This window comes from Chryseobacterium piscicola, from assembly GCF_900156685.1.
Classification (GTDB): Bacteria; Bacteroidota; Bacteroidia; order Flavobacteriales; family Weeksellaceae; genus Chryseobacterium; species Chryseobacterium piscicola.
In genome coordinates, this window is record NZ_FTOJ01000004.1 from 161,521 (window position 1) to 181,343 (window position 19,823).

20 protein-coding genes, 1 tRNA gene and 1 pseudogene are annotated in these 19,823 nt (G+C 34.2%); 8 read left to right on the plus strand and 14 right to left on the minus strand.

Features of this window, described 5'->3' with window-relative positions; genetic code table 11:
- Nucleotides 1-83 precede the first annotated feature (83 nt).
- From BW939_RS08150 to lnt, 4 genes are all read right to left on the minus strand, one after another.
- On the minus strand, nucleotides 84-236 hold the full coding sequence (locus tag BW939_RS08150; protein WP_076451539.1) for a DUF4295 domain-containing protein: 153 nt from the start codon (nucleotides 234-236) through the stop codon (nucleotides 84-86).
- 19 nt (nucleotides 237-255) lie between these two features.
- Complete coding sequence (gene rpmG / locus BW939_RS08155) at nucleotides 256-438, minus strand: 50S ribosomal protein L33 (RefSeq protein WP_027373683.1); 183 nt, start codon at nucleotides 436-438, stop codon at nucleotides 256-258.
- A gap of 3 nt (nucleotides 439-441) precedes the next feature.
- A complete protein-coding gene (gene rpmB, locus BW939_RS08160) occupies nucleotides 442-684 on the minus strand; it encodes a 50S ribosomal protein L28 (protein ID WP_076451540.1) in 243 nt (80 codons plus the stop codon).
- 122 nt (nucleotides 685-806) lie between these two features.
- A complete protein-coding gene (lnt, locus tag BW939_RS08165; RefSeq protein WP_076451541.1) occupies nucleotides 807-2,447 on the minus strand; it encodes an apolipoprotein N-acyltransferase in 1,641 nt (546 codons plus the stop codon).
- 55 nt (nucleotides 2,448-2,502) lie between these two features.
- Here lnt and BW939_RS08170 point away from each other — a divergent pair, with 55 nt between their 5' ends.
- Entirely contained in the window at nucleotides 2,503-2,925 is a 423-nt protein-coding gene (locus BW939_RS08170; protein ID WP_076451542.1) for a VanZ family protein, read from the plus strand.
- On the opposite strand, the gene proC is transcribed toward BW939_RS08170, so the two are convergent.
- The 3 genes and pseudogenes from proC to BW939_RS08185 form a co-directional block, all read right to left on the minus strand.
- Nucleotides 2,906-3,709 (minus strand): pyrroline-5-carboxylate reductase, encoded by an 804-nt coding sequence (gene proC, locus BW939_RS08175; RefSeq protein WP_076451543.1) that lies wholly within the window; start codon nucleotides 3,707-3,709, stop codon nucleotides 2,906-2,908. The two genes, BW939_RS08170 and proC, sit on opposite strands and share 20 nt — an antisense overlap.
- Before the next feature lie 267 nt (nucleotides 3,710-3,976).
- On the minus strand, nucleotides 3,977-4,081 hold the full coding sequence (locus BW939_RS16175) for a helix-turn-helix domain-containing protein (RefSeq protein ID WP_084566630.1): 105 nt from the start codon (nucleotides 4,079-4,081) through the stop codon (nucleotides 3,977-3,979).
- Nucleotides 4,082-4,171: 90 nt separating this feature from the next.
- A pseudogene (locus BW939_RS08185) lies at nucleotides 4,172-4,348 on the minus strand (IS982 family transposase); the annotation flags it as partial.
- 414 nt (nucleotides 4,349-4,762) lie between these two features.
- Here BW939_RS08185 and BW939_RS08195 point away from each other — a divergent pair.
- Genes BW939_RS08195 through BW939_RS08205 form a run of 3 tightly spaced genes read left to right on the plus strand, consistent with a single transcriptional unit; the run spans nucleotide 4,763 to nucleotide 8,746 of the window.
- Nucleotides 4,763-5,368, plus strand: coding sequence for a hypothetical protein (locus BW939_RS08195; protein WP_076451545.1), 606 nt, complete (start codon nucleotides 4,763-4,765; stop codon nucleotides 5,366-5,368).
- Nucleotides 5,369-5,392: 24 nt separating this feature from the next.
- On the plus strand, nucleotides 5,393-7,537 hold the full coding sequence (locus BW939_RS08200; protein ID WP_076451546.1) for a catalase: 2,145 nt from the start codon (nucleotides 5,393-5,395) through the stop codon (nucleotides 7,535-7,537).
- 42 nt (nucleotides 7,538-7,579) lie between these two features.
- Complete coding sequence (locus tag BW939_RS08205; RefSeq protein ID WP_076451547.1) at nucleotides 7,580-8,746, plus strand: zinc-dependent alcohol dehydrogenase; 1,167 nt, start codon at nucleotides 7,580-7,582, stop codon at nucleotides 8,744-8,746.
- Nucleotides 8,747-8,857: 111 nt separating this feature from the next.
- Here BW939_RS08205 and BW939_RS08210 read toward each other — a convergent pair whose 3' ends face one another.
- The 5 genes from BW939_RS08210 to BW939_RS08230 all read right to left on the minus strand — a co-directional run bounded on the left by BW939_RS08210 (nucleotide 8,858) and on the right by BW939_RS08230 (nucleotide 12,762).
- Nucleotides 8,858-9,469: a YciE/YciF ferroxidase family protein gene (locus BW939_RS08210; protein ID WP_076451548.1), complete on the minus strand. Its 612-nt coding sequence runs from the start codon at nucleotides 9,467-9,469 to the stop codon at nucleotides 8,858-8,860.
- Between the two features lie 356 nt (nucleotides 9,470-9,825).
- A complete protein-coding gene (murA, locus tag BW939_RS08215; protein ID WP_076451549.1) occupies nucleotides 9,826-11,133 on the minus strand; it encodes a UDP-N-acetylglucosamine 1-carboxyvinyltransferase in 1,308 nt (435 codons plus the stop codon).
- A complete protein-coding gene (locus BW939_RS08220; protein ID WP_076451550.1) occupies nucleotides 11,133-11,801 on the minus strand; it encodes a DUF4290 domain-containing protein in 669 nt (222 codons plus the stop codon). The genes murA and BW939_RS08220 overlap by 1 nt, the downstream gene beginning before the upstream one ends.
- A gap of 82 nt (nucleotides 11,802-11,883) precedes the next feature.
- On the minus strand, nucleotides 11,884-12,297 hold the full coding sequence (locus BW939_RS08225; RefSeq protein ID WP_076451551.1) for a thiol-disulfide oxidoreductase DCC family protein: 414 nt from the start codon (nucleotides 12,295-12,297) through the stop codon (nucleotides 11,884-11,886).
- Between the two features lie 3 nt (nucleotides 12,298-12,300).
- Nucleotides 12,301-12,762 carry a heme-binding domain-containing protein gene (locus BW939_RS08230; RefSeq protein WP_076451552.1) on the minus strand — a complete coding sequence of 154 codons (462 nt, stop codon included), beginning with the start codon at nucleotides 12,760-12,762 and terminating at the stop codon, nucleotides 12,301-12,303.
- 530 nt (nucleotides 12,763-13,292) lie between these two features.
- Between BW939_RS08230 and katG the strand changes: the two genes are divergently transcribed.
- Together katG and BW939_RS08240 are read left to right on the plus strand one after the other, a co-directional pair.
- Complete coding sequence (katG, locus tag BW939_RS08235; protein WP_076451553.1) at nucleotides 13,293-15,566, plus strand: catalase/peroxidase HPI; 2,274 nt, start codon at nucleotides 13,293-13,295, stop codon at nucleotides 15,564-15,566.
- 122 nt (nucleotides 15,567-15,688) lie between these two features.
- Nucleotides 15,689-16,174, plus strand: coding sequence for a hypothetical protein (locus BW939_RS08240; protein ID WP_076451554.1), 486 nt, complete (start codon nucleotides 15,689-15,691; stop codon nucleotides 16,172-16,174).
- 189 nt (nucleotides 16,175-16,363) lie between these two features.
- Here BW939_RS08240 and BW939_RS08245 read toward each other — a convergent pair.
- A tRNA-Gln gene (locus BW939_RS08245) sits at nucleotides 16,364-16,434 on the minus strand.
- A gap of 283 nt (nucleotides 16,435-16,717) precedes the next feature.
- Between BW939_RS08245 and der the strand changes: the two genes are divergently transcribed.
- Both der and upp read left to right on the plus strand, forming a co-directional pair.
- Nucleotides 16,718-18,028, plus strand: coding sequence for a ribosome biogenesis GTPase Der (der, locus tag BW939_RS08250; protein ID WP_076451555.1), 1,311 nt, complete (start codon nucleotides 16,718-16,720; stop codon nucleotides 18,026-18,028).
- A gap of 107 nt (nucleotides 18,029-18,135) precedes the next feature.
- Entirely contained in the window at nucleotides 18,136-18,786 is a 651-nt protein-coding gene (gene upp, locus BW939_RS08255; RefSeq protein ID WP_185115875.1) for a uracil phosphoribosyltransferase, read from the plus strand.
- A gap of 318 nt (nucleotides 18,787-19,104) precedes the next feature.
- Here upp and BW939_RS08260 read toward each other — a convergent pair whose 3' ends face one another.
- Nucleotides 19,105-19,758 (minus strand): ComF family protein, encoded by a 654-nt coding sequence (locus tag BW939_RS08260; RefSeq protein ID WP_076451557.1) that lies wholly within the window; start codon nucleotides 19,756-19,758, stop codon nucleotides 19,105-19,107.
- Between the last annotated feature and the right edge of the window lie 65 nt (nucleotides 19,759-19,823).

Below are 19,823 nucleotides of genomic sequence, written 5' to 3' on the forward strand. Positions count from 1 at the left end.
AATCCTCCATCTTATAAAAGCAAATATAACAAAAAAACTACCCGAAAACCGGATAGTTTTTGTATTTCGATAGATCGAAGTAATTATTTTTTCAAATAACTATCTACTTCGTCTGCGTTCATTACTTTTTCTTCGAAAATGTAAGCTCCTGATTTAGAAGACTTCACCATTTTCACAACTTTAGTCATTTTTTTAGACTGCCCGCTTTGTAGGGTTGCTACTACTTTCTTTGCCATGGTAAATTATATTTATAAATTACTTGATTTCTTTGTGAAGGGTAGATCTCTTAAGAACAGGATTGTATTTTTTCAATTCCAATCTTTCTGTGGTGTTCTTTTTGTTTTTTGTAGAAATGTATCTAGACATTCCTGGCATACCGCTTTCTTTGTGCTCTGTGCATTCAAGAATTACTTGAACTCTGTTTCCTTTTTTTGCCATGATTTAGTTCTTTTTAATCAATCCTCCTCTGATGCCTCTTTCGATAGCTTCTTCGATTCCAATCTTGTTAATAACTCTCAATCCATGAGCTGAAACTTTTAAAGTAACATGTTTATCCTGCTCTGGAAGGTAAAATTTCTTCTCCAATAAGTTAATTTCAAAACGACGCTTCGTTTTGTTATTAGCGTGAGAAACGTTGTTACCAACCATTGCACGCTTTCCTGTTATCTGGCAAATTCTTGACATATCTCGATGTTCTTATTTGTATAATATTTGAGGTTGCAAAATAACGAATTATTTTTTAGATAGACAAATCTTTTGTAAAATTATTTATTAATTTTTTCTCGCAACTTTCTTTAAATCTTTGCCTAAGCTTGCTTAGAATCAATTTTTGTTTTAATCCAATTGAAAATTAAATAAAACAACAAAAATCCAAACGCAAACATGCATATTCTTGAGATGAAATCTCCGGTTCTCGTATAAAATGTTTCGGTATCGTAAAGCTTTATTTTTGCAAACAAAGCCGTTCTGTCACCGTACAATGTATCCTCTTCAATTTCTCCTAAAGCATTGATGTGCGCTGAAATTCCACTATTGGCAGCTCTCGCAATTTCTCTTCGGGTTTCAATAGAGCGAAGTCTTGCGTACGAAAGCAGCTGTCTGTGGCCTTCCGTTACACCCCACCAAGAATCATTGGTCATAATCGCAAAAAAGTTGGCCCCTTTTTTCACATAATCCGTTACAAACTCACCGTAAATGCTTTCATAACAAATAATCGGAGCCATTTTTCCTTTGTTGTAAGGATTTGAGAAAGCTACGCGTTCTTTGTCTATTCCTAATGATGCAACGGTTCCTCCAAGATTAATCATTGCATCGCCAAGAATTGGCTTTAAATAAGACATATAAGGAAAGATTTCAACGCCAGGAACCAGTTTTCCTTTATGGTAAACCTTCACTTTTTGGTTGGGGATAATCTGAACGGCAGAATTATAACTTTCAACCCAGATTCCTGAATTGGTTTGATAGGCTTCTTTAGGTAATTTTTCGTTTTTTAAATAATATCGGTGTGAAGAAATTCCTGATGCAAATATTGATTGAGGGTGTTTCGTTAAAAATGATTTTACATTATTTAAAAGTTCGCTCTTTTCAAAAGCGGTTTCAGAAATAGAACCTCTTCCTGGAATTGCTGTTTCTGGAGCGATGTAATAATCGATTTTTGTGGTAGAATTTTCCTCTGCCAGACTCAATAGATCGTTCTGAATAGTAATGCTGTCTTTCTGGTATTTTTCGTTGTAAGGATCAAGTTCAGGTTGAAGCATTAAGACATTCACTTCGCCAATTGGTTTTTCATTAAAACTATTGTATTTCGAAATTGAAATAATCATCGGAACAGCAATTAATAAAACTACCACAGAGGAATTAATAATCAAGCTTTTTCTTTTTCTACCAGCCTGCCATATTCTTATGGTGTAAAATATTAAAACATTGATGAGGAGAATCCAGAAGCTTCCTCCTGTAGCTCCCAAAGTGTCATACCATTGAATTAGTTTAGGATATTCTGAAAACGCATTTCCTAGGTTCAGCCAAGGCCATGTGAGTTCCCAATTGAGATGAAATTTCTCAAAACACATCCAGATGCTGACGAAAAATGCCAAGCCCCAGTAGGATCCTTGTTTGTTTTTGTACCAATGATAACACTGGAAAACGAGTGAATATAATAAAGAATTAATTAAAACAGGAAATAATACTGCCAGCATAGAATGGCTTCCATCGGGGTTTTTTGAGCCGTACAGCCAGCCTGTGGTCACTATATTCCAGATGACAAAACAAAGGTAGGAAAGCCCGAAAACCACCCAGCTTTTTCTATTGTATTTAGAGAATTTTGAAATATCGTGCTCCATTACCAACAGCGGAACCAGCGCAAAAAATATAAAAAAAGGAACGCCGTAAGTAGGCCATGAAACCGAGAGCAGCATCGCCGCAATAAGCGTGAGAAGTAAATGTTTCATTAAAAATCTTTAATACGCAAATTTAGTGTTTTTGAAATGAATATCTTTGCCATTGATGTTAAAGAAATTTTATCAAATTACTATTTTTCCGTACACTTTATTTTTGCTTTATCTCATGTTTCTGGGGATGGGAAGATTTCAGTTTGATGTAAATGTCATTAGGATTGAACCTATTTTTTCTACTTTAAAATTTATAGAAAATACTATTCGCTGGTGGGATATTGTGAGGATTGTTTTGGGAAATGTCTTGATGTTTATTCCTTTTGGGTTTTTGGGATGGGTTTTTCCAAAGCTGAGAGAATTAAAAAGATTGATGTACACATTTGTTTCGTCCATCGTCATCGTTGAGGGAATGCAATATTTTACCCGTCTCGGAATTTTTGAGATTGATGATATTCTTTTAAACAGTTTCGGTGTTTTTGTGGGATTTCAGATTTGCAATTTTATTGAAAATAAATTTAACCGTTTAGTTCTTTAGCTCTTTTTTCAGCATTTAAAATTCCTTCTTTCAGAATTTCTTTTAAATCTCTTTCGTTAAAAGTTTTCAGTGCCGCTTCGGTTGTGCCGCCTTTTGATGCAACATCTTTTATGAGTTCCTCAAGATTTTTGTCGGAATTATTGATTAAATGATACGCTCCGAGCATGGTTTGTTTCACGAAAAGTTTAGATAAATTTTCATCAATTCCCATTTCAGTTCCAGCTTTTATCATGGCATCAACAATGTAATAAAAATACGCCGGACCGCTCCCCGAAAGTGCAGTTACTCCATCCAAAAGTTCCTCATTTTCCAAATAAACAGATCTTCCGGTGGAATTGAGTAATCTCTCAATATTAATTAATTGGCTGAACGAAATTCCGTCTGCCGCAGTGTATCCTGTAATTCCCATTCCCAAAAGAGTAGGAGCGTTGGGCATTGCTCTCACAACCATCTTATGATTGAGAAGATTTTGAATTTTCTTAATTTTAATTCCGGCCATAATTGAAAGTACCATTTGGTTTTCATTCAATTTAAATTGAAGATTCTCAGCAGCCAGCTTAAAATCTTGTGGTTTGACGGCGATAATAATTAAATCCGCTTTTATTTCATCAACATTTCCAAAAATAGAAATCTCAGATTTAGGAAATTCTTCTTTTATTTTAGTGATTTTGTTTTCATTTCTGGTAATCAAATGAAGGTTTTCAGGTTTAATCAATTCATACTTAAGAAATGATTTTGAAAAAGATAAGCCCATGTTTCCGGCTCCGATGATAGCGATTTTCATTTTAAGCGTTTTTTTTCAAAATTTCAAATAATAGATTTTTCTGGTCTTCCATGAGTGTCATAATTTGTTTTTGATTTTCAAATATTTTGAGAAGTTCAGATTCTGAATTTTGTTCTTTACCTATTTTGATAATCAGTGATTTTCTAAATTCATGTCTACAAGATCTGAATTTGATATTCTTGCAAGAACGAGCTCTAAAAACTCAATATCAAAAATAATGGCTAATTTTTTAAGGTTTTTTAAAGTGGGCTTTGATTGCCCAGTTTCTTATTTGTTGTAGGCAGACTGTGAAATATCAAGTTCATTTGCAATTTCCAATTGAGATAAATTTCTCTGTTCGCGTAGCTTGCGAAGCTTCATTGCTAAAATCATATCATTTGTGTTTTGTGGTAACAAAAATAATAAAATTTTGATAAAATAAAAGGCGTTTAATTTTTATAACTTCAAGACCCGTTGTGTATTTTAAAATATGTTTGATTTTAAATTGTTTAAGTAATTTTTATTGCTGAATTGTATAATTGTAGGCGATGTAATTTTTGCTAAAACTCTGGTTTTAAATCCTTCCAAGGTTTTTACATAATTTCTCCTAATCATAAATTGATCACACAGCTGAGAGAATAAATTCTCAATTCTTTTTCTATTTTAGTTATTTAATGATAAAATTTGTTCACATTAAAGCTTGTGATTCAAATCAAAAAAAGGTTTGGCATACTTTTTATAACTTTCATAATACACCAAATATCTACAATATGAAACTATCAATTTTAGCAGATTTCATTATTATAAGCTGCAAAATAAGCAAAGACCATTTCGGCAGAGTTGCTAATTTAACTTAAGATTTGATTTTTATTCGGTATAACACTTATAATGAATATGGGTGTAACCTATAAATCAAAAATTATTTTCTTACAAGGGATCAAACTTTATTATTAAGATCCTAATTTTTTTCTCAGTTTTAAATTTCATCACAAATAACTATTGATATTCCGAATATTAATGGTTTGGATAATTTTTGCGTAAAAGTAAATATACAGTACTTCTAATTTTTAGATTATGAGTTATAAAATTGACATTCAGGATTTGGTGCCCATCAACAAAAAGGGATCAGAAAATAATGCAGCAACATTTTTAATTTGCCCATCTGAAAATGAAGCACTTGAGAAATTCCAAAAGTTTTCACAAAATCTTTTAAAGATTAATGAGTGGAATGTAAAAGCCGGTAAAAATCCTACTGATTTTTTTATTTATAATAAAGACAAATCACAATCTGTACAAGAAAATGATTTAGTAAAAATTAAGATACCCGCTCCGGAAAATAAATTGGGAAACGGTTTTGATTGGGTAATTGTGAGAAAAATTCACATGATAGAAAAGAAGGATTTGAAAGTATGTCTATTACAAATTAAACCGCATTCTTGCCCAGAAAATTCGAAAGGAATGCCTGCGCATTTTTATAAAGATGATGCTTCTATTACTTTTATTTTAGCTAAAAAAAATAACATTGTACAATTCACTATACACGGAAGAAATGAAATTCCAAACACCAAAAAAATAGGTTTTTTAAACTCCTGCAGAAACTTTTTTGTAGCCAACGGAGGAATTTTTGGCGGAAGTAAAATACAATGGCAGGATTTTGCTGAAGAATTCATTAAACATTAAATTAAAACAAACCAACAATATAATATGGAAAATAAAGACACTAAAACAAATGAAAAGCTAAATCAGCTTCAGGGTCATACCACTGATAATCAGGATACAAAACTGACCACCAATCAGGGTTTGAAGGTTAATAATAATCAAGATTCGTTGAAAACTGACGAAAGAGGAGCAACCTTGCTTGAGGATTTTATTTTGAGAGAAAAAATCACCCATTTCGACCACGAGAGAATTCCTGAAAGAATTGTTCATGCAAGAGGTTCTGGTGCTCACGGAGTTTTTAAACTGAATAAAAGTCTGAAGAAATATACAAAAGCCAAATTTTTAAATGATGTTGATAAAGAAACTCCCGTTTTTGTGAGATTTTCTACTGTTGCCGGAAGTGCCGGAAGTACAGACCTGGCAAGAGACGTGAGAGGTTTTGCAGTGAAATTTTATACCGAAGAAGGAAACTACGATTTGGTGGGAAATAATATTCCTGTATTCTTTATTCAGGATGCAATGAAATTTCCGGATTTGGTACATGCAGTAAAACCGGAACCTGATAACGCAATTCCGCAGGCAGCTTCAGCTCACGATACATTTTGGGATTTTATTTCATTGATGCCAGAAAGTATGCACATGATTATGTGGGCAATGAGCGATCGTGCGATTCCTAGAAGTTACAGAATGATGGAAGGCTTTGGCGTGCATTCATTTAAATTTATTAATAGTGAGGGTGCTGTTCATTTCGTTAAATTTCATTTCAAACCAAAATTAGGAGTGCATTCGGTTGCTTGGAGTGAAGCTCAAAAAATTTCTGGTACAGATCCTGATTTTCACAGAAGAGATCTTTGGGAATCTATTGAAAATGGCGCTTTCCCAGAATGGGATTTTGGTGTACAGGTTATTCCTGAAGAAAACGAACACGATTTTGATTTTGATCTCCTAGATCCTACAAAATTAGTTCCTGAAGAATTGGTTCCTGTACAAATCGTGGGAACCCTAACTTTAAACAGAAATCCGGATAATTTTTTTGCTGAAACAGAGCAAGTTGCGTTTCATCCGGGACATTTGGTTCCAGGAATTGATTTTTCCAATGATCCGCTTTTACAGGGAAGATTATTTTCTTACACAGATACTCAGTTATCAAGATTAGGCTCGCCTAATTTTCATGAAATTCCCATCAACAGATCAATCAATACAGTTCACAATAACCAACGTGACGGTCATATGAGACAACAGATCGTGAAAGGAAAAGTTAGCTATGAGCCCAATTCTATTGGTGGGGGTTGCCCTTTTCAGGCAATGATGAAAGACGGAGGATTTACAACGAATAACGAAAGAGTGGACGGACATAAAATAAGAGCAAGAAGCGACAGTTTTGTTGATCATTATTCTCAGGCTAAAATGTTTTTAAACAGCCAGTCTGCTCCAGAAAAAACTCATCTTCAGAATGCTTTGGTTTTTGAATTGTCTAAAGTGACTATTTTAGAAATCAGAGAAAGAGTTGTTGGTCAATTGGCTTTTATTGACGCTGAACTTGCAGCAAATGTTGCTGAAAAAGTTGGAGTAAAAGTTAAAAAACTAGATATGCCAAATGGTAGTATTCCTGCAGATGCAGATCCTGCAAGCTTACAAAGCCAAGAAAGAGAACCAGAAACTAAAAGTTCTGAAGCTTTAAGTATGAAAAATACAGTAAAAAATACTATTGAAAGTCGTGTAATTGGTTTTATGATGGGAGACGGCGTAAATACGCAGGCGGTAAAATCTTTAAAAAGCAAACTCGAAAGTGAGGGAGCTATCGTTCAAATCATTGCACCAACTGTTGCACCAGTGAAAGCTGATGACGGAAGTAAGTTTGAACCAAAACATTCGATTTCTAGCGTTGCAAGTGTAAGCTTTGATGCTTTATATATCTGTTCTGGGGAAAAATCTGCTAAAGAATTGATGCACCCTGAAAGAAAACCGATTGTTACAGAATTCATCAATGAAGCTTACAAACATTGCAAAGCGATTTATTTTGGAAAAGATACAGATGAAATTTACAAAGCAACCGTAGTAAGTGCCAAAAAGCATGAAGATCCTGCCATTATTAGTACTTCAGGAAACGATTCTGATGAAAAATTTATTTCAGCAATTGCAAAGCACAGAGTTTGGGATCTTGAAAAAGAACGTAACTCAATGGCATAAGCTTAGATAAGATTTTAAAACCAACAAATCAAATTATATTATATGAAAGCAGCTGTTTTCCATGCTCCAGGTAAGATTACTTGCGACACAATAGATGATCCAAAAATTGAAGATCAAAACGATATTATTTTAAAAGTTACTTCCACAGCAATCTGTGGGAGTGACCTTCACATGTATTCCGGTGGAATTCCCCAAGCTCGTCCCATGGTAATGGGGCATGAGTTTATGGGAATTATTGAAGACGTCGGCAAAAATATTACTCATTTAAAAGTAGGAGACAGAGTAGTGGTGCCTTTTCCGATTGCTTGTGGAGGTTGTTATTTTTGTAATCACGACCTTCCTGGAGCTTGTGAGAATTCAAACCCAGATCATTACGGTCCTGAAGGTGGAATTTTAACAGAAAAAGGGGGTGGAATGTTCGGTTACAGTGATCTTTACGGAGGTTATAGCGGCGGACAGGCACAATATGTTCGGGTTCCTTACGCTAATTTCGGACCGAGAAAAGTTTCCGATAGTCTTACAGATGATCAGGCTTTATTTTTAACGGATATTTTCCCAACAGGATACACCGGAGTAATGTGGGCAGATTTAAAAGGAGGTGAAACGGTAGCTATTTTCGGAGCCGGACCGGTTGGATCTATGGCTGCTAAAAGTGCTATTCTTCACAATGCTAAAAAAGTGATTGTGATTGATACTCTTCAATATAGATTAGATCAGATCAAAAAGCTCACAGGTTGCGAAACGATTTTGTGGCAAGATGCAGAACAAACCGTTGAGCAAATCAGAGATATGACCGATGGCAGAGGGGCAGATGTTTGCATTGATGCAGTTGGTTTTGAACCTGATCGAAATTTATTGGATAAAGCAAAAGCTGTAGTAAATTTTGAAAAAGGTTCAATAAAGGTTTTAGATGCTTGTATGAGCGGAGTAAAACGTGGCGGTTTTGTTTCTATTCTCGGAGTTTATCCTATGAATTATGATAATTTCAGAGTCGGGCAAATGTTTGATAAAGGTATTACCCTAAAAGCAGGCCAATCTCCTGTTCACGCAATTATCGATAAGCTCATGAAATACGTTGAAACCGGACAAGTAAAACTGGATGATATTATTACGCATCGACTTTCTTTGGATGGAGTATCAAGAGGTTACGAGATTTTCGACAAAAAAGAAGACGGTTGTGTAAAGGTTGTATTAGATCCCTGGAGATAATACATTTTTTTAAGCTAAAATTTAAAAACTGAAATTTTAATATTAAACAATTTCAAAAAAAAATCCTCAATGAAAATTGAGGATTTTGTTAATTTTAATAATGGTAAGAAATCATTTTGCTTTGTTGTTCAATGCTGTATCAGCAATTGTACTTAATAATTTATCACAATTTTTTTCTTCTTTTAAAGTAGCCAATAAATTGCTTAAACATTTTTTCTCGCCCAAAACTTTAGCATAAGCTGCTAAACTTCCGTAAGTCGCAATTTCATAATGTTCAACCTTTTGTGATGCGGCAATGATTCCTACATCACGTATAGCACCAGGTTTTGTTTCTTCCATTATGCTTTTACCTTCATCCAGTAATCCTTGCATTGCATCGCATTTTTTAGCTTCCGGTTTCAGACCCAAAGATTTGAAACATTCTTCCAATCTCATAATGTGAACTTCAGTTTCTTTTAGATGCGTTGTGATAGCTTCTTTTAATTGAGGATGAGTAGAATTTTTTTCCATTTTCGGAAGCGCTTTTGTTAAAGCTTTTTCTGCCCAATAAATGTCTTTCAGTGCGTCTTCAAAAAAATCTTTCAGATCAGATGCTGCATCACTTTTTGCAGGTGTTTTAGGCGAAGATTTTGAAGCTGTGCTTTTTGAAGCAGTCGTTTTTTTTGGTGTCACACTTTTCTTTTGTGTAGCAGCTTTTTTAGCTGTTGCTGTTTTAGTTGCCATATTGTTTATTTTTTGATTTAAGTTACTTTCTACAATTCAATTTTAAGACCAAACACCAGCAAAACCTATTGAATACAAAAAAACATAATTCAACCATCGGAAACTTTATTAGTTAAAACTAAATTCAAACTTAAAAAAATGTCGGTAAAAATATAATAACCGTCTCTTTGATAGCGAACTTTGAACAAGAAAATATGACATTAACTTTGGAAGATGTAGTTCAGAAATGATTTGTTATCTCAACTAATTAACTCTATAATAAATTATTTTCGAGAAATAAAAAACGCTCAGAGTGCTGAGCGTTTTTAAATTTATTGTGTTTTCTACACGTTTTGGGCATCTAATTTCCAACAAAATTAAATTCTCTCGATATCTGCACCAATGGCTTTCAGTCTGCCGTCGATGTTTTCGTAACCTCTGTCGATTTGCTCAATGTTGTGAATAATTGATTTTCCTTCTGCAGAAAGAGCTGCAATCAAAAGTGCATTTCCTGCTCTGATGTCGGGAGAAACCATCGTAGTTCCACGAAGCGGAGATTCCTGATTTAAACCGATAACTGTTGCTCTGTGCGGATCACATAAAATAATCTGAGCTCCCATATCAATAAGTTTATCTACGAAAAATAATCTCGATTCAAACATTTTCTGATGTACCAAAATGCTTCCCTTTGCCTGAGTTGCCACCACCAAAATGATGGAAAGCAAATCCGGAGTAAATCCGGGCCATGGCGCATCTGAAACAGTAAGAATAGATCCGTCTATAAATTTCTGAATTTTATAATGTTCCTGAGACGGAATGTAAATGTCATCACCGCTCTGCTCCAGCTGAATTCCCAGTTTTCTGAAAGTATTTGGAATAACTCCTAATTGATTCCAGTTTACATTTTTAATTGTAATTTCAGATTTCGTCATGGCTGCAAGACCAATCCATGAACCAATTTCTACCATATCCGGAAGCATGGTGTGCTCTGTTCCTCTGAGATGAGATACCCCTTCAATCGTTAGTAAATTGGAACCGATTCCTGAAATGTTGGCTCCCATTCTGTTCAGCATTTTGCAAAGTTGCTGAAGGTAAGGCTCGCAGGCTGCATTGTAAATTCTTGTTTTTCCTTTGGCTAAAACCGCTGCCATCACAATATTGGCTGTTCCTGTTACAGAAGCTTCTTCCAGAAGGATGAATTTTCCGTTCAGTTCCTTGGCTTTTAAAGAATAGAAATACTCTTCTTCGTCATAATGAAATTCTGCACCCAATTCTACTAAACCTTGAAAATGAGTGTCTAATCTTCTTCTTCCGATTTTGTCGCCACCAGGTGTTGGCATATAAGCTTCTCCGTAACGAGCGAGCATTGGGCCTAGTAACATGATTGAACCTCTTAGTTTGGCACCGTCTTTTTTAAATTCGTTAGATTTTATATAATCAAAATTAACGTCATCTGCCTTGAAAGTGAAATCTCCATGAGCATTTTTAGTGACTTTTACCCCAAAATCTCCTAATATTTGGATTAATCTATTGACGTCATGAATATCTGGAATGTTTTTAATTCTTACTTCCTCATCTGTCAGCAGCACGGCACATAAAATTTGAAGCGCTTCATTTTTTGCTCCCTGTGGAGTAATATCTCCTTGTAGTCTTTTTCCTCCTCTTATTTGAAAAGTCCCGCTCATTACCTTCTATTCTTGTTGTTATTGTTATTTATGAATCTTCTTTTGTTGACATTAGTGTTAGAATTACCTTGATTTCTGTTATTGTTATTCTTATTCATATTATTTCTATTAGCAGTTGCGTAATAGATTTTACTTTTTTCAAGAGCTTCAATATTCGTTAAATCCAGTCTGTTTGATGAAAGTTCTTTCAAGTGACGGAAAATTACATCATCAGTTACATGTTCCTTGTTGTAAACATTATAAGACTTCTTCATATTGTTGGCAATTACTTCAATCAAAGCTTCTTTTTCGTCGCCAGGTTCAAGTTCAATTGCTTTTTCAATCAATAGAAGTATACTTTTTCCGTAAAATTTGAAATCTCCTTGAAGTTTAGGATATTCCATTCTTTGAGGCTTTTCAGCAAGCTGCTCCCTTGTTGGGAAAGGGTAGGGTGAGTCTGCATCCAGATTATAATCTGCCAAAATAAAAAGATGATCCCAAAGTTTATGTTTATAATTTTCTTCGTCTCTTAAATGAGGATTTCTTTGCCCCATAAAATCGATGATTGCCATCGCCATTTCGCTTCTTTCTTCTCTTGTAGGAAGGTCTTTGCAACGCTCAACCAACTGTTGTATGATTCTGCCATATTCCGGCAAAAGAAGCTGAGTTTTTTGGGTATTGTATTCCATAGTTTGCAAATATATGGATTAATAAAAAAAATGCTTAAAAAATATTTAAAGTTTAAAAATATTTAATGATATTAAAGCGTTTTTAAACTTCAATAAATTTTTTCCTTTCATCTGGGGTTGGCAAAAAACATTTTTGATTGCTTATTTTCATTCTGTTTTTTGAGATCATATCGTAGATTTGGTCACTAATGAACTTTGGTACTATTTTTCCAATCCAACTTCCTAAACTGTAGAACCCACCCAATAAATCTAAAACTTTTATAATCGCATTAGATTTAATTAAATAATAAGAACCAAATTTCCACAAATACAGGGTGTTGAATTGCTTTTGATCTAAATTTCTCTCACTTAAAAACTTCTGTCCAAAATCAGACTGCAGCGAAGCAAACATAAACTGATTTTTATTGTCTTTTTGCAAAATCCATTGTACCCAGAAATTGCATACGCCGCAGTCTCCGTCAAAAAATATAATATGTTTGTTTTCCCAGTTTTCCAAGATTTAATTGTTTTTAATTTTTGTTTCCTTTATTTGAAATTTAAAATACTCAACAAGTTTTTTCCTATTTTCATCCGAAAGTTTGGCATCCTGATGACCTAAGAAATAAGAATCAAGAGGCATTTTTTTCTTCTCAACCATTTCTGTTACCTCCTCCATTTTATGAATTTGTCTTGCAGTTTCATAGGTGGCAAAAGTAGAAAAATTCAACTCCTTTCTTCCTTCACTTACATGGCTTTTCAGAAACCAGGATGATGGTGCAATGCTTGCATACCAAGGATATTTTGTTTCGTTAGAATGGCAATCATAACAAGATGTTCTTATTAGTTTTGCAATATCTGGCGGAGTATCTTTTATTCTTAAAAAATCCATTCCAGGTTCCAACGGAGGATTCGTCTTGTCAATCGGGAAAAACTGAATAATAATAAATCCTACCAAAACGATAACCAGTATTTTTTTAAACATAATCTTTCTTTTTTACAAGATACAATGTAACCTGCAATGTTCTTACCAATTTTTATTAAAGTTTAAATTAATCATTTTACAGCTTAGAATAAATCTAAATTTAGTACCCGAATTTAATTTTTGGTTAAAATGTTCTGTTGAGAACTGTTTTCATCTGCTTTTTTATTAATTTTAGATCATACTAGAATTATTTTTTTTAAAAAGAGTTTGTTTAAATTTCATCAAAATTATTCCCCCGATCCTAAAAGGAAATATTTTATATTTTAATTATTTTTAAACAGATTTTTAACCATATCAAAAGTTATTACAAGTTAAAAAAGCAAGTATAAACTTAATGATTTACATCAACGAAATTTAAAAGTCTAAATATTTTTCGGGCTTAATAATTTATTTTTTAATTATTGAGTAATTTAAAAGGGAAAATTTACTTCACTATTTCGATAGTTTTTATAAATCGTAAAAATATTATCAATAGATTAAATACATAATCAAAACACCTTATATTTACATCAAACATTAAAAATTTAAATATGGAAAACCAAAATGGAGACATCAATAAATGTCCTTTTTACAATGGCCAACTTAATCAGTCGGTAGCTGGAGGCGGAACAGATAATCGAGACTGGTGGCCAAAGCAATTAAGAGTAGATATCTTACGAGAGCACTCAAAACTCTCTAATCCGATGGACGAAGATTTTGATTATGCTGAAGCTTTCAATTCTTTAGATTATAAAGGTTTAAAAAATGACCTTCAAGCTTTAATGACAGATTCTCAAGATTGGTGGCCTGCAGACTTTGGTCATTACGGTCCTTTGTTTGTAAGGATGGCATGGCACAGTGCTGGTACCTACCGTGTTTTCGACGGGCGTGGAGGCGGAGCAAGAGGGCAGCAGAGATTTGCACCACTCAACAGTTGGCCAGATAATGTGAATCTAGATAAGGCAAGAAGACTTCTATGGCCAATAAAACAGAAGTATGGAAACAAAATTTCTTGGGCAGACCTATTGATTCTTACAGGAAATGTAGCTTTGGAATCAATGGGTTTTAAAACTTTTGGTTTTGCAGGAGGAAGAGAAGATGTATGGGAAGCAGATCAGGATGTATATTGGGGATCAGAACATACTTGGCTCGGAAATGACGAGCGTTATTCTGACGGAAAATCTGGCTTAAATGCTCATGGTGTTGTTTCGTCCGATGAAAATGCAACAAGTGGAATACACAGCAGAGATCTTGAAAAACCATTGGCAGCAGCACACATGGGCTTAATCTATGTGAATCCTGAAGGTCCAGACGGAAATCCAGATCCCATTGCTGCCGCAAGAGACATTAGAGATACTTTTGCGAGAATGGCTATGAATGATGAAGAAACTGTGGCTTTGATTGCCGGGGGACATACTTTCGGGAAAACACATGGTGCAGGATCTTCCGACCATGTTGGAAAAGAGCCTGAAGCTGCAGATTTGGCATCCCAAGGTTTTGGCTGGGATAATTCTTTTGGTACAGGAAGCGGAAAAGATGCTATTACCAGCGGACTTGAAGTAACCTGGACGCAAACCCCAACTCAATGGAGCAATGGTTTTTTTAAAAATTTATTTGAAAACGAATGGAAATTAACCAAAAGTCCGGCGGGAGCTCATCAATGGGTGGCAAAAGATGGCGAAAAAATAATTCCTGATGCTTTTGACTCTACAAAGAAGCATAGAGCTACTATGCTTACGACGGATTTATCTTTGAAATTAGATCCTGCTTACGAGAAGATTTCTAGACGTTTTTACGAAAATCCTGATGAGTTTGCTGATGCTTTCGCAAGAGCTTGGTTTAAACTAACGCACAGAGATATGGGCCCAAAAGCAAGATATTTAGGTGCAGAAGTTCCTGCGGAGGAATTAATTTGGCAAGATCCAATACCGGAGTTTGATTTTGATTTGATTGATGAAAATGATATTCAAAATTTAAAATCTGAAGTTCTAAATTCAGGGTTAAATGTTTCTGAATTGGTTTCTACGGCTTGGGCATCAGCCTCTACTTTCAGAGGAAGTGATAAACGCGGTGGTGCTAATGGAGCAAGAGTTCGTTTAGCTCCGCAGAAATATTGGGTGGTGAATAATCCTCCACAGCTTCAAAAAGTGTTGGATGTGCTTGAAGATATTCAGAAAAAATTTAATGAGTCTCAATCTAGCAACAAAAAAGTTTCATTGGCTGACCTTATTGTTCTGGCAGGAAATGCAGGCGTTGAAAAGGCAACGGCTAATGGTGGTTTTGAATTGAAAGTTAAATTCAATCCGGGAAGAGCAGATGCCTCTCAGCAACAAACAGATGTGGAGTCTGTAGGTTATTTAGAGCCGATAGCTGATGGTTTTAGAAATTATAGAAAAGGGAAAGAAAATTTATCTACAGAGTCACTGTTAATTGATAAGGCTCAGCTTTTAACGCTTACAGCTCCTGAAATGACAGTTCTTCTTGGCGGTTTGCGCGTTTTAAATACTAATTTCGACGGATCGAAAAATGGAGTTCTCACTCAAAAATCAGAAACATTAAGCAATGATTTTTTTGTGAATCTTTTGGATATGAATACACAATGGAAAGCAGTTTCTACAGATGCAGAATTGTATGAAGGAAGTGACCGAAATTCAAACGAGAAAAAGTGGACCGCAACTCGTGCAGATTTGGTTTTTGGTTCTAATGCAGAGCTTAGGGCTATAGCAGAAGTGTATGCTTCATCTGATGCTAAAGAAAAATTTGCAAAAGATTTTGTAAAAACTTGGGAAAAAATAATGGAATTGGATAGGTTTGATCTGAAGTAAAAGTATTTTTTTAATAAATAATAAAGCCACTGAAATTCTAATTTGGTGGCTTTATTATTTTTGAAAACAAAAACTTCGAAAACAAAATGCAAAATAATACGTTTAATTCTTAAATTTGAAAAATGCAAAAGAATATTTATCTCATAGCTATACTGTTTTCTCTCATGAGTTGCTATACTTATCAGGTTAAAAAACCAGCTGAGTTACCATTGCAAAATAATCAACAAGAGAAAAAAAACATTGGCGTTTCTAATGTTGCGTCTGTTCAAATGCCTGCTAAAACAGCTGAAATGCAAAGTCAGAAAACACAGCCAGCCTTTAGTAATGCCGCGTCAGTTCCGGTAAATATTCATGAAAAACTCCAGCCTACAAAAAATTATAGAATAAAGGTTGATGGCAGAGCTTATAAAGTAATTGTAGACAAATGGGAGAGTGACAGTCTCGTTGCGCACCCCGTAAAGAGACCCAAAGAAATTCTAAAATTCCATAAGAATCAAATTGATGCTGAATCTATTGCGGAAAAACGTTTCTCGCAGCCAGTTGCAGATATTATAACGGTTTTAGCTTACGCAGGTATTGGAGTTGGGATTTGGGCACTACTTCAGTAATTATTTAATTTTAATTCCGAATTCCATTCATGTCTGTTAAAATAGTTTCGTATTCACTAGGGATTATTTAATAATACAAATAGATTCAATTAAGAGTATTCAGGACGGTTTTTATAAAATTGATGGCTTGAAGTGGGTGAAATAAAAAAGCAACTTGCTGTAAATTAGCGAGTTGCTTTTGTTTTAGTGTAGACCCACAGGGATTCGAACCCCAACTGATGGTACCAAAAACCAGAGTGCTACCGTTACACCATGGGTCTTTATTCTGACTGCGAAATTATATAATAAATTTCAAAATTAAAAATTTCAGCAAGATAAAATTACTGTTAAATTCTTTATATATTGACTTACAGGGATTTAATTTTTAATATTTTTTTTAATGTTTTACCAGTGAAAAATAATATTATGTAGTTTTGGTTGCTTTAAAAAAGCCGATTTTGCTAAAATTAGCTTACCTTTGCAAAAAATTGAGCTCCAAAAGTTGGAGTAACTCATTGATAATCTTGTCCTATCGCTTTGTCGAAGGATTATTAAACATTTTTTATGTCAAATATTGTCGCTATTGTTGGTCGTCCCAACGTAGGAAAATCCACGTTATTTAACCGTTTTTTAGAAAGAAGAGAGGCTATTGTAGACTCTACTGCAGGTGTAACCAGAGACCGTCATTACGGAAAATCTGATTGGAATGGTGTAGATTTTACCGTTATAGATACCGGAGGTTATGATGTAAACAACGATGATGTGTTTCAGGAAGAAATTTCTAAGCAGGTTCAGTTGGCTATTGACGAAGCTACATCAATTATCTTTATGCTGAATGTAGAAGAAGGTCTTACAGATACGGATTATGAAATCCACGAAATGCTAAGAAGATCAAACAAGCCGACTTATATTGTAATCAATAAAGTAGATTCTGCAAAAGAAGAAGTAGCTGCTACAGAATTTTACCAGTTAGGAATTGATAAATATTATACATTGTCTTCTGCAACAGGATCTGGTACAGGTGAGATTTTGGATGATATCGTAAGAGATTTCCCAACTACAGATTATAAAGATCCTTTCGAAGGGTTGCCAAAAATCACTATTGCAGGTCGTCCCAATGTAGGGAAATCTACAATGACGAATGCTTTGCTTGATGCGGAAAGAAATATAGTAACAGATGTTGCAGGAACTACAAGAGATAGTATTCAAACGCTTTATAACAAATTTGGGCACGAGTTTGTTTTGGTAGATACAGCCGGAATGCGTCGTAAATCTAAAGTAAATGAAGATTTAGAATTCTATTCTGTAATGAGATCAATCCGTTCGATTGAATATTCTGACGTAGTTGTCATCATGGTTGATGCAACTTTGGGATGGGAATCTCAAGATATGAACATTTTCGGTTTGGCTCAGAAAAATAGAAAAGGAATCGTAATCGTTGTTAATAAATGGGATTTGGTAGAAGATAAAACAACCAATACCGTAAGAGATTTCGAAAAAACAATCAGAGATAAAATAGGACAGTTCAGTGATGTTCCAATTTTGTTTGTTTCAGCGTTGACCAAGCAGAGAATTTTGAAAACTGTTGAAATGGCAATGATTGTTTATGAAGACCGTAAGAAAAAAATAAAAACTTCTAAGCTGAATGAAATCATGCTTCCTATTTTTGAGCAAACACCACCACCATCAAATAAAGGAAAATACATCAAGATTAAATATTGTGTGCAGCTTCCAACGCCATCGCCGCAGTTTGTATTCTTCTGTAATTTACCACAGTACGTAAAAGAAGCTTATAAAAGATTTACCGAAAACCAATTGAGAAAACAATTCGGATTTACCGGAGTTCCAATTGAAGTGTATTTCAGACAAAAATAATCGAATTAATTGCGATTTAAAATCATAAAATAAATCCCTTTCAGAAAATTTTCTGAGAGGGATTTTATTTTAAATTTCTTAATTTTGTCAACAGAATAATAAAAATGATGACTGTAGAGCTTTCTAAAACTTTTTCTTTAGTTAATTCATGGATTAACGAACTTCGAAACGTAGAAATTCAGCACGACCGAATGAGATTCCGCAGAAACATGGAACGCATAGGAGAAATTGCCGCTTTTGAAATCTCGAAAGATTTAGAAACAAAAGAAATTGAAATTCAGACCCCGTTAGATAAAATTAAAGTTCAGGAAATTGCCGTTCAGCCAGTGATTACCACAATTTTAAGAGCCGGAGTTCCTTTGTTTGAAGGGATTTTAAATTATTTAGACAAAGCAGATTGTGGTTTCGTAGCCGCATACAGAAAGCACGATGCGAATGATTATTTCTCAATAAAACAAGATTATTTAACCTGCCCAAATATCGACGGGAGACCTTTAATCGTCGCAGATCCTATGTTGGCAACCGGAGCTTCTTTAATTGAAGCCATCAAAGATTTATTAACCAACGGAACACCTTCTCAGCTGCACATCGTTGCAGCAATTGCATCAAAACGAGGTGTTGAAACAATTGAAAAAGCTTATCCGGAGGCAAAAATCTGGGTTGGCGCGATTGATGAGAATTTAACAGCGAAAGGATATATTACTCCAGGTTTGGGCGATGCAGGAGATTTGAGCTATGGTGAAAAACTGCAGCGATAATTTTAAAGAAAGATTAAAAGTTGATATTTAAAATCATTAAATAATTTCTCTACGGAATTGTACAAGTTGGTTTAGGAAATGTAGAAAATAATTTCGGCGTTGCTGTATTTCTTTTATTTGGAGGAATTTTTTTGTTTATAATTCCTGCTGAATAAAAACCAACAGTATTTTATTTTTTCGGAATTTTATTAATATTTTTTTCAATCAGAATATTTTATTTCAGTGTAAAAGAAATAGTAAATAAGAATAAAGATTAATTAACATTGAATTCTGCACTTTCGCATTACAATTATTCAACTCTAAAACCTTGAAAACCAATCACTCATCAACCGCCATTACCAGAATACTCACTTTGTTATTTCCTTCTTTCAAGATTTCCCAGGCAATTGTTGCTAAAGTATTTCCAGTGGTAAAAACATCATCAATTAATAATATGTGTTGATTGGAAATATTTTTGGTCAAAGAAAAAATATTTTGAGTTTCCAAACGGTGTTTTTTATCTTTTAAGGCTTGCGCTTTAGCATAATGATTTCTTTTTAGTAAGTTATGCTCAAAAGGAATTCCATAAAAATCAGAAAGTGTTTTTGTGAACAAGTGAAGTTGATTATAGCCTCTTTCCTTTTCTTTTTTCGGATGGAGTGGAACGCAGGCAAATACATCCGGTTTGTTCTTTTTAAAATCCAATTTTTCTATCACCCAACCGGCTAATGTACTGCCGGTTTTTTCTCGGCTTTTATATTTCAGTTCATGGATGATTTTTCTGCTCAGATTTTCTTTTTCAAACTGCATTAATGCGTAAGCGTTCTCTACAGGAAATAATAATTTACATCTTTCTTTCAAGCTATTTTCAAGGCAAAAATCAAAATGGGTAAAGTGAATTTGATCAAAACAGATGCTGCAAACCAGCAAATCTCCATCAATAATTCTATTGCAATTAATGCAACGATTAGGGAATAATAAATCTAAAATCATTATTTGTGTTTAAAATTAAAATTAATAATTTTTTTTTAATAAATAGTTCCGCCAAACGATATGAT